This is a genomic window from Massilia aurea (genome assembly GCF_024753205.1).
Classification (GTDB): Bacteria; Pseudomonadota; Gammaproteobacteria; order Burkholderiales; family Burkholderiaceae_D; genus Telluria; species Telluria aurea.
In genome coordinates this window covers 333,447-347,218 of sequence record NZ_JANUGZ010000001.1, presented here as the reverse complement: position 1 = coordinate 347,218, position 13,772 = coordinate 333,447, and the positions used below count along the sequence as shown (strand labels likewise).

The 13,772-nt window shown below is 65.2% G+C and carries 14 protein-coding genes; 13 read left to right on the top strand and 1 reads right to left on the bottom strand.

The window, feature by feature from the left end:
• The first annotated feature begins 38 nt into the window (after positions 1-38).
• From NX775_RS01470 to NX775_RS01410, 13 genes are all read left to right on the top strand, one after another.
• Positions 39-209 (top strand): Flp family type IVb pilin, encoded by a 171-nt coding sequence (locus NX775_RS01470; protein WP_258834373.1) that lies wholly within the window; start codon positions 39-41, stop codon positions 207-209.
• A gap of 82 nt (positions 210-291) precedes the next feature.
• Entirely contained in the window at positions 292-867 is a 576-nt protein-coding gene (locus tag NX775_RS01465; protein WP_258834372.1) for an A24 family peptidase, read from the top strand.
• The gene (locus NX775_RS01460; RefSeq protein WP_258834371.1) at positions 864-2,231 is read left to right on the top strand and encodes a DUF8689 domain-containing protein; all 1,368 of its coding nucleotides are present in this window, start codon (positions 864-866) and stop codon (positions 2,229-2,231) included. Before NX775_RS01465 ends, NX775_RS01460 begins: the two co-directional genes overlap by 4 nt.
• A complete protein-coding gene (cpaB, locus tag NX775_RS01455) occupies positions 2,224-3,066 on the top strand; it encodes a Flp pilus assembly protein CpaB (protein ID WP_258834370.1) in 843 nt (280 codons plus the stop codon). Before NX775_RS01460 ends, cpaB begins: the two co-directional genes overlap by 8 nt.
• 14 nt (positions 3,067-3,080) lie before the next feature.
• Positions 3,081-4,556: a type II and III secretion system protein family protein gene (locus NX775_RS01450; RefSeq protein ID WP_258834369.1), complete on the top strand. Its 1,476-nt coding sequence runs from the start codon at positions 3,081-3,083 to the stop codon at positions 4,554-4,556.
• Positions 4,557-4,558: 2 nt separating this feature from the next.
• Positions 4,559-4,813 (top strand): YgdI/YgdR family lipoprotein, encoded by a 255-nt coding sequence (locus NX775_RS01445; protein WP_258834368.1) that lies wholly within the window; start codon positions 4,559-4,561, stop codon positions 4,811-4,813.
• A 9-nt stretch (positions 4,814-4,822) separates the two neighbouring features.
• The gene (locus NX775_RS01440) at positions 4,823-6,001 is read left to right on the top strand and encodes a CpaE/TadZ family protein (protein ID WP_258834367.1); all 1,179 of its coding nucleotides are present in this window, start codon (positions 4,823-4,825) and stop codon (positions 5,999-6,001) included.
• A 29-nt stretch (positions 6,002-6,030) separates the two neighbouring features.
• The gene (locus tag NX775_RS01435) at positions 6,031-7,443 is read left to right on the top strand and encodes a TadA family conjugal transfer-associated ATPase (protein ID WP_258834366.1); all 1,413 of its coding nucleotides are present in this window, start codon (positions 6,031-6,033) and stop codon (positions 7,441-7,443) included.
• A 10-nt stretch (positions 7,444-7,453) separates the two neighbouring features.
• A complete protein-coding gene (locus NX775_RS01430) occupies positions 7,454-8,428 on the top strand; it encodes a type II secretion system F family protein (RefSeq protein ID WP_258834365.1) in 975 nt (324 codons plus the stop codon).
• Between the two features lie 15 nt (positions 8,429-8,443).
• The gene (locus NX775_RS01425; RefSeq protein WP_258834364.1) at positions 8,444-9,376 is read left to right on the top strand and encodes a type II secretion system F family protein; all 933 of its coding nucleotides are present in this window, start codon (positions 8,444-8,446) and stop codon (positions 9,374-9,376) included.
• Positions 9,377-9,615: 239 nt separating this feature from the next.
• On the top strand, positions 9,616-11,244 hold the full coding sequence (locus NX775_RS01420; RefSeq protein WP_258834363.1) for a methyl-accepting chemotaxis protein: 1,629 nt from the start codon (positions 9,616-9,618) through the stop codon (positions 11,242-11,244).
• Between the two features lie 192 nt (positions 11,245-11,436).
• Positions 11,437-11,655, top strand: a complete 219-nt coding sequence (locus NX775_RS01415; RefSeq protein WP_258834362.1) for a hypothetical protein — start codon at positions 11,437-11,439, stop codon at positions 11,653-11,655.
• A 189-nt stretch (positions 11,656-11,844) separates the two neighbouring features.
• Positions 11,845-12,990, top strand: a complete 1,146-nt coding sequence (locus NX775_RS01410) for a PAS domain-containing sensor histidine kinase (protein WP_258834361.1) — start codon at positions 11,845-11,847, stop codon at positions 12,988-12,990.
• Between the two features lie 51 nt (positions 12,991-13,041).
• On the opposite strand, the gene NX775_RS01405 is transcribed toward NX775_RS01410, so the two are convergent.
• On the bottom strand, positions 13,042-13,695 hold the full coding sequence (locus tag NX775_RS01405; RefSeq protein WP_258834360.1) for a VTT domain-containing protein: 654 nt from the start codon (positions 13,693-13,695) through the stop codon (positions 13,042-13,044).
• Positions 13,696-13,772: the final 77 nt, after the last annotated feature.

Sequence of the window (13,772 nt, the reverse complement as noted above, 5' to 3'; positions counted from 1 at the left end):
TGCTAATGCTTGAATACCGACCCTTGAAAGGCTCCACCATGAACTTCATCAAAAACCTGATCAAAGAAGAAGACGGCGTCACCGCCATCGAATATGCACTGATCGCATCGCTGATCGCCGGCGTCATCATCACCGCCGTGACCCTGCTGGGTGGCAACATCAGTACGCTGTTCGACAATCTGGCGAAAAAGATCAAGCAGCCAGCGTAATCGATCGCACGTCCGCCAGACGGCGGATCCAGGTCCGGCACGGTTCGTCCCGCTGCCGGATTTTTTTTACCCGGAGAATTCCTTGTCAACTCTGCCACTCCTGCTGCTGTTCGCTTTGCTTGGCGCCGCCGTCATCACCGACGTGCGCGCGCGTCGCATTCCGAATGCCGTCGTGTTTCCGGGCATGCTGGCGGCGTTCGCGCTGCACGCGCTGCTGCCGGCGGGAGCAGGGTTGTTTACCACACCGGCCGGCGGGCTTGGCCTGCTGTCTGCGCTGGGCGGTTTCGCCCTGGGCCTGGGGATGCTGCTGCCGATGTACGCACTGCGCCTCATGGGCGCCGGCGACGTCAAGCTGCTGGCCATGGTGGGCGCCTTTGTCGGGGCAGGCCAGATACTCACCGTCGGCCTGGTCACGCTGGTTGCGGGTGGCGTGCTGGCGCTCGTGTTTGCGGCCTGGCAGCGCAATCTGCGCCGCCTGGTCGGCAACGCGTATCACATGGCGCTGCACACGACGTATTCGGCGCTGGCCGGCGCGGTCACCGCGCCGACCGTCCCGCCCGAAGCGGCCAGCGGCCGCCTGCCGTATGCGATCGCGATTGCGACTGCCACCGCGGGCTGCGTGCTGTGGCTGCGCGTGCATGGGGAGCTGCCGCTGTGAGCCAGGTCCTGCCTGCACCGGCGAGCGCTCCGGCCGACGCCAGGGCGCCGCGCACGGTCGACGAGACCGGCCTGCCGTTCCTGTTCCTGGCCGAATTGCTGGGCAAGGTGCTGGCCCAGCGCGGTCAACTCCGCCTGGCCGAACTGGCCGCGCATACCAAACTCAATGTCAGTGTCATCGATCCTTTGATCGCGTTTTTGCGCAGCGAAAAACTGTGCGAAGTTGCGCGCATCGGCAACAGCGGCACCGACGCCGACCTGTGCTACATCCTCACCGAGGCCGGCCGCGCGCGCGCCCACGCTGCGCTTGGCCGCAACGCCTATGCCGGTCCCGCGCCCGTCACGCTGGCGGCCTACGTTGCCCAGGTCAAGGCGCACAGCGTGGCCAATATGCAGGTGACGCGCGGTGCAATGGCCGCCACCTTCGATGGCGTCGTCGTCAACCCGGTCGTGCTCGACCAGATCGGCGCCGGCATGAACTCGGGCCGCGCGCTGTTTTTGCACGGCGCTGCCGGCAGCGGCAAGACCTACCTGGCAGAGCGCCTGCGCGACCTGCTGGTCGGCACGATCGCCGTGCCGCACGCGCTGATGGTCGATGGCGAAGTGATTCCGTTCTTCGACAACGTGCAGCACTGCGTGACCGAAGCGGCGGTGATGGAAGCGCCGAGCCTGGACCGCGGCAGCGCGCCCGACATGCGCTGGATTCGCGGCGTGCGTCGCCCGGCCGCGCTGGCCGGCGGGGAACTCACGCTCGACATGCTCGACCTGCGGTTCGATCCGCACACCCGGCTGTACCAGGCGCCGCCGCACCTCAAGTCGAACAACGGCATCTTCATCATCGACGACCTGGGGCGCCAGCGCTGCACGCCGGAAGCATTGATGAACCGCTGGATCGTGCCGATGGACCGCAACGTCGATTACCTGACGCTGCACACGGGCCACACCTTCCAGGTGCCGTTCGACGTGATCATCGTGTTCTCGTCCAATTTCGTGCCGCAGCGCCTGTCCGATGGCGCCTTCCTGCGCCGTCTCGGCTACAAGATCGAGGTGCCGGCCGCGTCGACCGACGAATACGCGCGCCTGTTCCGCCAGGCGTGCGAGTCCGTCGGCGTGGCGTTCGACGCCGCGTCGTTCGACTACCTGCTGGCCTGTCACCGCGAGCGCGGCGTGCCGCTGCTGGCCTGCTACCCGCGCGACCTGATGCGCCAGCTGCGCGATCTGGCGCGCTACGAAGACCGCGCGCCCGAATTGTCGCGCCGCACCCTGGACTGGGCCTGGGATAACTATTTTGCCGCGGGCGCCCCAGGCCGGCCCGCATCACAAGAACGCCGCGAACGCGGCACGACGGAGTATGAGCATGCGTAATTCGAGAGCGATCCTGATCATCGGCGTGGCCCTGCTGCTGGCGCTGGGCGCCGTGGTACTGGCAGCCAAGTGGATGGGCGAGCAGGGCCCGGCCGGCACCCGCGTGGTGGTGGCCGCCGCCGACATCGGGCAGGGCGCGCGCATCCTGCCGGCCAGCCTGCAACTGGCCGACTGGCCGGCCGGCGCGCTGCCGCCCGGCGCGATCACCGACATGAAGCTGCTCCAGGGGCGCATCGCGCGCGGCGACATCGCACGCGGCGAGCCAGTGCTCGAATCGAAGCTGGCGCCGGCCGGTACGCTGGGCGGCCTGTCGGCGGTGGTGGCCAGTGGCAAGCGCGCCATGACCGTGCGCGTCAACGACGTCGTCGGCGTGGCCGGCTTTGCGCTGCCCGGCAACTATGTCGACATCCTCGTCAACCTGGCCCCGACCAACAGCGACCTGGCGCAGAACGCCGGCTCGATTTCGAAGATCGTGCTCGAACGGATCCTGGTGCTGGCCGTGGCGCAGGAATCGGCCGTCGACGACAGCAAGCCGCGCGTCGTCAACGCCGTCACGCTGGAACTGACCCCGAATGAAGTCGAAAAGCTCGATCTGGCCCGTTCGATCGGCTCCCTGTCGCTGGTGCTGCGCAACCAGGTCGAAGCGCAACCTGCCAACACCACCGGCGCCACGCGCGAATCGGTGCTCGGCCTGCCGGCACTGTCGGCCAAGGCGCCGGCCCCAGTGCGTGATCCGGCGCCGCACATTGCTCCTCCTGCACCACGTCAGCCAGGCGCGCCGCGCGATGGTGTCCTGGTGATCCGCGGCCTGGACGCCGCTTCGCAAAGCTTTTGATTGAAGAATCCGTCATGACCACATTGACTCACAAGACCCTGCTGGCCTGCGCCGTCGCGCTGACACTGGATGCTCATGCAGCCCCCGCCAGCAAGGCGGAGGCCGTCGACACGAACGCCGCAGCGGCCGACTGCATCGACCTGCGTGGCGGTGCCAATGGGCGGCTCCAGCTGATGCGCGGCAAATCCGTCCTCAAGCGCTTCTGCACGCCGGCCGGGGCGGTCATGGTGGGCGACCCGAAAGTGGCCAACGTCGTGGTCCCGGGCGCCAGCGAAGTCGTGATCGTCGCACGCAGCGTCGGCAGCACCAACCTGATCGTCTCCGGCCGCGACAAGCGCTCGACCGTGATCGACCTGGACGTGGCGCTCGACACGTCGGCCCTGCGCGCGCAGTTCGACGCGCTGTTCCCGCTCGAGCGCGATATCCGCATCGGCGCCAGTGGCAACGCCGTGGTGTTGTCGGGGATGGTCAGCGATGTCGGCGTGGCCAGCCAGCTGGTGGACCTGGCCACGGCGTTCCAGGAAAGCGCCGCGCCCGCAGCAGGCGGCCAGGCCGACAGCGGCGCCGGTAGCCCGTCGCCCCTGTCCGTCGGCGCCCCGGCGGCGCCTGCCGCAGGCTCTGGCGGCGCCGCGAAAGTATTGAACATGCTGTCGATCGCCGCGCCCCAGCAGGTCATGCTGGAAGTGAAGATCGCCGAAATCTCGAAGTCGCTCGTTGACCAGCTGGGCGCCAAGACGGGGTTTGCCAAGACCAACGGCAGCTGGACCTACGCCGCGGTATCGAGTCTGCTCAGTGGCGGCGCGAGCACCGTCACCGCTGTGGGCACCGGCATCAAGGAGCTCACCATCGACGGCGAAAAGCGCGATGGTCTGGTGAAGATCCTGGCCGAGCCGAACGTCATGGCCATCAGCGGGCAGGAGGCGAGTTTTCTTGCCGGCGGCAAGATCTTCATCCCCGTCGCGCAGAATTCGGCCAGCGGCGCGGCCCTGATCACGCTCGAAGAAAAGGAGTATGGCGTGGCGGTGAAATTTACGCCGACCGTGCTGGCGGGCGGGCGCATCAACCTGCGCGTGGCGCCGGAAGTGTCGGAGCTCAATCGCGAGGGCATCGGCATTACCACGCCCGGTTCGACCAACAACAGCGCGACCGCGATCCTGCCATCGTTTACGACGCGCCGCGCGGCCACCACGGTACAGCTGCAGGATGGCCAGAGTTTCGCGATCGGCGGCCTGATCCGCAATAACGTGACCAGCACCATCAAGCGCTTCCCGCTCCTGGGCGACGTTCCGGTGCTCGGCGCGCTGTTCCGCAGCAGCGACTTCCAGAACGACCGCAGCGAACTGGTGTTCATTGTGACGCCGCGCCTGGCCAAGCCGATGCAGTCGCAGCCCGGGTTGCCGACCGACGAGTACGTGCAGCCGACCCGCGCCGAATTCCTGCTTGGCGGCCAGCTCGAAGGCCGCGCCGCCCCTGCCGTACCGGAGAAATGATCATGAAGACGACCACCACCGCCATTCTCGCCGCAGTCTGCACGCTCATGCTGGCCGGCTGCGCGACCGACACGCCCACCGGCACCGGCCACACCGTGCGCAGCATCATGGCCAGCCAGATCATCGCGCCGCAGGCCACGCCGTCGGCGCCGGGCAGCAACGCCGCCACCGCGATCCTCGCCTACAAGAATTACCAGGGCTCGTTTGCCGCGCCCGCGCCGCAGGTCGAGATCACGCTGTTCGGCGGGAACAAGTAAGAGGCCATCATGAAAATCGCAGTCCTTTCGCGCGACGAGCGCCACCTGATCGAGCTGTCGCGCCAACTGCGCGCCCGCCCGGGCAGCGACGAAGTCGACATGATCGCCGGCACCCCGGCGCGCCTGTCGACGATGAGCGACGACGCTATCCCCGACCTGCTGGTGGTCGACCAGCCGCGCGCCGACGAGGGTGACCTCGACCAGCTCGAGCGGCTCGGCCACCTGTTCCCACGCATGGCGTTCATCGTGCTGTCGGGCGACTTGTCGCAGGATTTTTTGCTGCGCGCGATGCGCGCCGGCGTGCGCGAAGTGCTGCCGGCCACAGCCGGTGCGGCCGAACTGGCCAAGGCCGTCGATCACATCGCCGAGAAGTTCGGCAGCCAGGGCGCTGCGCAGGGCAGGGTGCTGGCCTTCATTTCGTGCAAGGGTGGCAGCGGCGCGACCTTCCTGGCCACCAATCTGGCGTATGCGTTGTCAGCCGGGGGCACCAAGCGCGTGGCGATGATCGACATGAATCTGCAGTTCGGTGACGCGTCGCTGTTTGTCTCGGACAGCAAGCCGCTGGCCACGCTGTCGGATGTCGCGACCCAGATCCACCGGCTCGACCCGTCGTTTCTGTCGTCGAGCATGGTCGCCGTGACGCCGAACTTCAGCGTGCTGGCCGCGCCATCCGATCCGGCGCACGCCAGCGACGTCAAGCCCGAGCACATCGACGCGATCATCAAGCTGGCGCGCCGCCAGTACGATTTCATCGTGCTCGATGTCGCGCGCAGCCTGGATCCGGTGACGATCCGCGCGCTCGACCATGCCGACACGATCTACCCGGTGCTGCAAACGACGCTGCCGTACATCCGCGACGGCAAGCGCCTGCTGGACGTGTTCCGCAATCTGGAATACGGCAGCGACAAGGTCGAAATCGTGGTGAACCGCCACGACAACAACAGCGACATCAAGCTCAAGGACCTCGAGCAGGCGTTCGACACGACGCACCTGCGCACGATGCCGAACCACTACGATGCGGCGGCCAAGTCGGTCAATCAGGGCGTGCCGATCACGCGCCTGGCGCCCGACAGCCCGCTGAGCGCGGCCTTGATGACGATGGCGCGCAGCCAGACAGGCGAGGCGGCGCCGCAAGCGGCGGCCGGCGTGATGGCGCGTTTGTTCAAGCGCCGCAAAACTGACGCATGAACCGCGAATTGTCCAAGGAGTCCAACGACATGAACATGATCCCTTCCGCGTCGCTGCGCGAACGCCTCGGCAGCGCCGCGCTTGGCAGCAGCACCAGCAAGACAGCGAGCGCGCCGACGCGCGTGACCACCGGCGCCCCGGCGCCACGCGCCGCCGCCGTGCGCGGCGGGCCGATCGACAACCGCGCGTATCACCAGCTCAAGGCCCGCATCCACGAAGCGCTCCTTGATCGCATCGACCTGGAAAGCATGCAGCGCCTGAACGGTGACCAGATCCGGCAAGAGCTGCGCCTGCTCGTTGAGCGCCTGCTCGAAGAAGAGATGGTCGTCATCAACGACGCCGAGCGCAAGATGCTCACGCGCGACATCCAGAACGAGATGCTGGGCTTCGGCCCGCTCGAGCCGTTGCTGGAAGACCCGACCGTCTCGGACATCCTGGTTAACACGCACAAGCAGGTGTATGTCGAACGGCGCGGCAAGCTCGAACTGACCGACGTGACCTTCAACGACGAAGCCCACCTGATGAAGATCATCGACAAGATCGTCTCGCGCGTAGGCCGCCGCATCGACGAATCGAGCCCGATGGTCGATGCGCGCCTGCCGGACGGCTCGCGCGTGAACGCGATCATCCCGCCGCTGGCGATCGATGGCGCCGTGATGTCGATCCGGCGCTTTTCGGCCGATCCGCTGCGTCTGGCCGACCTGGTCGCGTATGGCAGCATGACGGCCGACATGGCCGAGGTGCTGCAGGGCCTGGGCAAGGCCAAGGTCAATATCGTGATCTCGGGCGGTACGGGGTCGGGCAAGACGACGATGCTCAATGTGATCTCGGGCTTCATCAACCATAACGAACGTATCGTGACGGTCGAAGACGCGGCCGAACTGCAGCTGCAGCAGCCGCACGTGGTACGCCTGGAAACGCGTCCTGCGAACATTGAAGGCAAGGGCGAAGTGACCCAGCGCGCGCTGGTCAAGAACGCGCTGCGCATGCGCCCCGACCGCATCATCCTGGGCGAGGTGCGCGGCGAAGAAGCGATGGACATGCTGGGCGCGATGAACACCGGGCACGAAGGCTCGATGGCGACCCTGCACGCGAACACGCCGCGCGAAGCGCTCACGCGCCTGGAAAACATGATCAGCATGGCGGCGCCGAACCTGCCGCCCAAAGCGATGCGCCAGCAGATCGCGTCGGCCGTGGGTGTCGTGGTGCAGGTCTCGCGCCTGACCGACGGCAAGCGCAAGGTGCTGTCGATTACCGAAGTGACGGGCATGGAAGGTGACGTCATCACGATGCAGGAGATCTTCACCTTCCGGCAGACCGGCGTGGCCGACGACGGCACGGTGCTGGGCCAGGCCACCGCCACTGGCGTGCGGCCGCACTTCGCCGAGCGCCTGCGCACGTTCGGCGTGAATCTGGCGCCGCACATCTTCGAGCCCCGTTAGGCCCTCTGGCATGGATACCACCTTCCTCCTGTTCATCCTGCTGGTGTTTGCCGCCGTCCTGCTGCTGGTATGGGGCGTGTACACGGCCTGGCAGGCGAACAACAACCCGGAAGCCGAGCGCATCGCGCGCCGGCTGCGCAGCGTGATCGGGCGCGAGACGCGCGAGCTCGACGTCACGATCGTCAAGGAACGGCGCCTGTCCGACAACCCGGAGCTCGAGCCGCTGCTACAGCGTGTGCCCGGCGTGTACCGGCTGGACCGCATGCTGCTGCAGGCGGGCAGTGCGCAGAACGTGGCGTCGCTGCTGGCCGTATGCCTGGCAGTGATGGCTGGCGGGATCGTGGCGGCAGTGCTGTTGCGTTTGCCGCTGTTGGGTCTCGTTGCCTGCATGCTCATTGCCGGCTGGCTGCCGCTGCTGCGCCTGACGCGCGCGCGCGCTGCGCGCATGGTGCGCTTCGAACGCCAGTTGCCCGAAGCGCTCGACATGATGAGCCGCGCGATGCGCGCCGGCCACGCGTTTCCGACAGCGCTGAAACTGGTGGCCGACGAAGTCACTGCGCCGCTGGGCGATGAGTTCAGGATCGCGTTCGACGAAGTCAATTTCGGCGTCTCGATGGGCGACGCGCTGAGCAACCTGGCGCAGCGCGTGCCAAGCATGGACTTGCAGTATTTTGTCGTGGCGGTGCTGATCCAGCGCGAGAGCGGCGGCAACCTGACCGAGCTGCTCACGTCGATTTCCACTGTCATCCGCGACCGCCACAAGCTGGCCGGGCAGGTGCGCGTGCTGTCGGCCGAGGGCCGTATCTCGGCCTGGGTACTGTGCCTGCTGCCGTTTGGCGCCGGCGGCATGATGGCGCTGGCCAATCCCGAGACAATGGGCGTGCTCGTGAACGATCCGATCGGGCGCCAGTTGAGCGGCGCGGCGCTGGGCATGATGGGCTTCGGCGTGCTGGCGATTCGCAAGATCGTCCGCATCCGGATGTAAGGAAAGAATGACACGATGACCATGGCAAACATTTTCATGCTGGCAGCGATGTTCCTGCTGGTGTTCGGCATCGCGGTGGCAGCCTTGCTGCTGCTGACGCGCGACCCCGTCAAGGCGCGCCTGGTGGCGCTGGACGAACGCGTCAAGCCCACGACCAGGCGCGGGGACGGCTGGCGTGAGCGCCTGGCCGATTTCGCCGAGCCACTGGCCAAGCTGTCGGTGCCAACCGACGGGTGGGAATCCTCCCCCTTGCGGCTGCGCTTCATCAATGCCGGCTGGCGCGCACCCTCGGCCCCGGGGCTGTACCACGCCGGCAAGTCGGTGCTGACGATCGGCCTGCCGCTGGTAGTCTGGATCGCGCTGCCGCACCACGCCAACCGGCCGCTGGCGTTGACGTTCCTGCTGCTCGTCAGCGCAGCCAGCATCGGCTATTACCTGCCGGACTTCCTCCTCAAGCGCCGCGTTGCCAGACGCCAGCGCGACATCTTCGAAGGCTTTCCCGACGCGCTCGACCTGATGACCGTCTGCGTCGAAGCAGGTCTGGCGATGGATGCGGCGCTCGCCCGCGTGGGCAGCGAGATCGGCCTGAAATGCCCGGTGCTGGCCGACGAACTGCAACTGGTGACGCTGGAACTGCGCGCCGGCAGCGCCAAGGAAAAGGCGCTGCGCAACCTGGCGCTGCGCACCGGCGTGGAAGATGTCGATGCGCTCGTCAAGATGCTGATTCAGGCAGAGCGCTTCGGCACCAGTGTCGGTACGGCGCTGCGGGTGCAGTCCGAACAACTGCGTACGCGCCGGCGGCAACTGGTGGAAGAGAAGGCAGGGCAGATTGCAACCAAGCTGCTGTTTCCGCTGATCTTCTGTATTTTCCCGGCGTTGCTGGTGGTGCTGCTGGGACCGGCGGTGATCCAGATTTTCCGCGCGCTCAAGCCAGCGGCAGGTAGCTGAACCGCCACGTCAGGATCCGGTCTGATGCATGCATGGCATGCCGAATCGACCATGTTTGACGATGTAAGCATTTGTACGTACTAAGGGGCAATTCATGCTTTTTGGCTGCAAATGTTGGTCGTGTGCAACACAGTAATATGGAACATGTGCGATCATGTTTCTTTTGGGCACCTCCATAGCCTGCGTCTGCCGACGTGCAGGGCGTGCCGATTCCTCACAAACTTCTCTCATTCTCTTTTATGAAAAACTTGAAAATAGGCACGCGCCTGGCGTTGAGCTATGCCGCTGTGCTGATCCTCATGGCAATCGTGATCGTCATAACCTTGGGGCGCATGGGTGATATGAACGATGCGACCGATCGCGTGGTCAACACCAGCATGAAAAACCAGCGCAACGTGGCCGAGTGGGCCAGGATCATCGAAGTCAACCGCGCCCTGGTCGAGATGGCCTACCGTACGCCGGAGCCTGAGCAGGTCAAGTTGATCGGCGAGCGCATCGCCGCGGGTTCCGTACGCTCCACCGAATTGCAGCAGACGATCAAGGCCGGCTTGCGCAACCCGAAGTCGCAGGCGCAGCTCGAAGAAGTGGTGGCGGCCCGTGTGCCGTACGCGGCTGCACGCAAGGCGCTGATTGCGGCCAAGATGGCCGGTGATAACGAGGGCGCGCAGCGCATCTTCGAGAGCCAGATGCTCCCGACCAGCGTGGTGTACGTCGAATCGATCAGCAAACTCGCTGCTGCGCAGCAAAAGTCGGCAGAAAAATTCGTGGCCGACGCGAGCGCAGCGTATGACACGGCGCGCACGACCCTGATCGGCCTGGGGATCCTCGCCATTGGCTTGGGCGTGACCTTCGGCATCTTCATCACCCGCTCGATCGTGCGGCCGATCCAGGATGCAGTTGCCGTCGCCGACCGCGTGTCGTCGGGCGACCTGAGCAGCCAGTTCACGGTCACGACCCGCGACGAAACCGGCCAGCTGATGACGGCCCTGCAGAAAATGAACGACAACCTGCTGGGCATCGTGACCCGGGTCCGGGCCGGCACCGAAACGATCGCGACGGCCTCGGCGGAAATCGCGGCCGGCAATCTCGATCTGTCGAGCCGAACTGAACAACAGGCCGGCTCGCTGGAAGAAACGGCTTCGTCGATGGAAGAACTCACGTCGACCGTCCGCCAGAATGCCGATAACGCCCGCCGCGCCAACACGATGGCTTCCGAAGCTGCCAGCATTGCCGGGCAGGGCGGCGCCGTGATTGCGCAAGTGGTTGGCACGATGAGCGAAATCAATGCGTCGTCGCGCAAGATCGTCGACATCACCAGTGTCATCGACAGCATCGCGTTCCAGACCAATATCCTGGCCCTGAACGCTGCCGTGGAAGCGGCGCGTGCGGGTGAACAGGGCCGTGGCTTTGCCGTGGTCGCAAGCGAAGTGCGCAACCTGGCGCACCGCTCCGCTGCAGCGGCCAAAGAAATCAAGAGCCTGATCGACGACTCGGTTCAAAAGGTCGAAGCCGGCACCAGCCTGGTGGACAGTGCGGGTACCACGATGACCAGTATCGTGCAAAGCATTTCCCTCGTGACCGGCATCATGAGCGAAATCTCGCACGCCAGCGACGAGCAGAGCGCGGGCATCGAGCAGGTCAACGCCGCCATCACCGAGATGGACCAGGCGACGCAACAGAACGCCGCACTGGTCGAGCAAGCCGCCGCCGCTGCCGGCTCGATGCAGGAGCAGGCTGCGCACCTGGCCGATGTGGTCAGCGTGTTCAAGACTGATATCGCCCCTGGTCCAGGCAGCGCCGCCGCCCGTCCCGCACCGGCGCGCAGCCACGACGCAACCGCCGGGCGCCTGGCATTGGCCGGTGCCTGACACGAAGTGGAGTAACTGATCATGAACGGTGCCGGCAGTACGCGGCGCCGTTTGCATTTCTGTTGCTGATCAAATATTGAATGCAGAAGATAGTTGATTTGTGAATGACGACTATCATGGATCGCAATTTGATTTCTATCTGATAGAGCGCATACTAGCTTCATACCAGATCAAACACACAGGAAGAAAATCATGACCACCTTGTCCCTTCGCCCATCGTTCGCCGCCCAACTGGCCGCCGTGTTCAGCACCGCATTCGATTTCGTGCGTGAAGTCAAGGCAGCGCCAACCGCCGCAGCCCGTACCACCGGCAGTGCCGACGTCTGGGCGCTGTACCGCATGACCCGCGGCGCCGATGCCGTGTCGCCAGCAGTCGCGCGCCGCCTGGCTGCGCATGCCAAGTCGAACTGATTTCCGGGTCGGGCGCTCGCCCAACCCATGTTGAACGCCTCGCGGAATGCGGGGCGTTTTTCGTTTACGACCCGCCTGCACGTCAACCTCCCACAAGCCCGGTAGTCGCTCTCCTACGCTGTGCAAATGTTGCAACCTCGATAATGTCGATTGAGACTTTGATAGCGGTGCTCTTTCCGCATTTGCACCATGAACAATGAGAACATGCCGCTCGACGGCGAATTTAGCGAGCTGGACAATGGGTGGCCTGCATCCTACGCATGGGCCATCGAGCAGATGCCATGCCCGGCGTATTGCTGCTCTCCCAACGGCGTGCTGGTCCACGTCAACGCCGCAGCAAAGCGGATATGGGGCGATGCCTGTCCGCTGCTGAAAGACATGCGGTGGGATGGGTTCGAGACGCTTCGGTCCCTGGATGGCGAATTACTGGACAAGACGGCAAGTCCTGCGGCGCAGGCAGCCGCCGGGGCCTCGCCGTGTCCTACTGAATTGCTCGCCGTGTGCCGTGATGGTCAGCCCCGCCGCATCGTCGTGCATGCCAAGCCGGTATTCCACGCCGATGGCGCCGTGGTGGGCGCTTTGTGCTGCCTGACCGACATCAGCGAGCAGCGCCGATTGCAAGAGCGGGAGCGCGACGCCGCCCACGCGCGTGAAGAATTCCTGAGCATGCTCGCCCACGAATTGCGCAATCCGCTGGCACCCATCATGAGCATCGCGGGCCTCCTGCAGCGCGCGAACAAGGATCCTGGCGTGGCAAAAATGGCCGGCGTCGTCCAGCGCCAGACCAGGCAGCTGGCGCGCTTCATTGCCGATCTGCTGGATGCGTCACGTGTTGACTGCGTCCACACGCTGCCCGTCGAGCCACGCAGTTGCACAAAGCACGAGATCGTGGACCTGTCGCTCGATGCGGTGGAAACGCTGGTGCGCTCACGCAACCAGCGCTTGATTGTCGAAGTCGACAATCCTGACGCCGAGTTACGTTGCGATCCGGAACGCGTGGCGCAGGCACTGGGTAACGTGCTGTGCAATGCCAGCGCATTCACGCCGGACGGCGAGGAAATCTGTCTGCGGGTTTATATCGAAGGCAATGTGCTGCGCGCCGAGGTCATCGACTGCGGGGCCGGCATTGCGGCGGAAGATTTGCAGCATATTTTCGAGCCATTCGAGCGCCGTGCGCTGGCGCCGGGCCGTGCCCCCGTCGGTGCGGGCCTGGGCTTGACGATTGCCAAGGGCGTGTGCGAAGCCCATGGCGGATCGATCTTCGTGCGCAGCGCGGGGCCGGGGATGGGCACCACCGTGTCGATGGCCTTGCCGGTTGCCGTCTGCGCTGCCTGACGTTCTGTCCCTAGATAAGCCCCGGCTCCGGTTGGGGCAAACGCAGTCAGGTCAGACCTGGCCGCCCGCACGGCGCGCGCGGTGACGCTCCATCAACCAGGCCACGATGCCCGGCACCAGCGACAGCACGATGATGCCCATGATGACGGCCGTCAGGTTGTCGTTGACCCACTTGATATTGCCAAAAATGTAGCCGGCAACCGTCAGCGACACGACCCACAAGGTTCCGCCAGCGATGTTGTACCCGAGGAAGGTGGCATAGCGCATGCTGCCCAGCGCCGCCACGAATGGTGCGAGCGTACGCACGATCGGCACATAGCGCGCCATCACGATGGTCTTGGGGCCATGGCGCTCGAAGAAGCGCTCGGTGTGCGCAATGTGCTCGTCCTTGATCAGCCGGAACCGGTAGCCACGCTTCACGCGTTCACGGAACGCACTGCCAATGGCAAAGTTGAGGATATCGCCCGTCACCGCAGCGACGATCAGCAGCGGAATCAATATTTCCAGTGACAGCATGCCTTTGGCGGCCAGTGCGCCGGTGACGAACAGCAGCGAGTCGCCAGGCAGGAACGGCATCACGACCACCCCCGTCTCGACGAAGATCACGGCAAACAACAGCACGTAGACGAGCAACTGGTATTCGGCGGCCAGTACGGCGAGGTGGCGGTCCAGGTGAAGGAACCAGTCGAGCAGGGTAGTCAGCATTGAATTTCTCGTTGAATCAGGTTGCGGCAGGACCCCGGCGGGCGTCATGCTGGCCGGGGCAAAGCGCGTATCTTACC

Coding starts and splice junctions, on each gene's coding strand:
- NX775_RS01470 (WP_258834373.1), top strand. CDS start 39: ATGAACTTCATCAAAAACCTGATCAAAGAAGAAGACGGCGTCACCGCC.
- cpaB (WP_258834370.1), top strand. CDS start 2,224: ATGCGTAATTCGAGAGCGATCCTGATCATCGGCGTGGCCCTGCTGCTG.
- NX775_RS01450 (WP_258834369.1), top strand. CDS start 3,081: ATGACCACATTGACTCACAAGACCCTGCTGGCCTGCGCCGTCGCGCTG.
- NX775_RS01445 (WP_258834368.1), top strand. CDS start 4,559: ATGAAGACGACCACCACCGCCATTCTCGCCGCAGTCTGCACGCTCATG.
- NX775_RS01440 (WP_258834367.1), top strand. CDS start 4,823: ATGAAAATCGCAGTCCTTTCGCGCGACGAGCGCCACCTGATCGAGCTG.
- NX775_RS01435 (WP_258834366.1), top strand. CDS start 6,031: ATGAACATGATCCCTTCCGCGTCGCTGCGCGAACGCCTCGGCAGCGCC.
- NX775_RS01430 (WP_258834365.1), top strand. CDS start 7,454: ATGGATACCACCTTCCTCCTGTTCATCCTGCTGGTGTTTGCCGCCGTC.
- NX775_RS01425 (WP_258834364.1), top strand. CDS start 8,444: ATGACCATGGCAAACATTTTCATGCTGGCAGCGATGTTCCTGCTGGTG.
- NX775_RS01420 (WP_258834363.1), top strand. CDS start 9,616: ATGAAAAACTTGAAAATAGGCACGCGCCTGGCGTTGAGCTATGCCGCT.
- NX775_RS01415 (WP_258834362.1), top strand. CDS start 11,437: ATGACCACCTTGTCCCTTCGCCCATCGTTCGCCGCCCAACTGGCCGCC.
- NX775_RS01410 (WP_258834361.1), top strand. CDS start 11,845: ATGAACAATGAGAACATGCCGCTCGACGGCGAATTTAGCGAGCTGGAC.
- NX775_RS01405 (WP_258834360.1), bottom strand. CDS start 13,695: ATGCTGACTACCCTGCTCGACTGGTTCCTTCACCTGGACCGCCACCTC.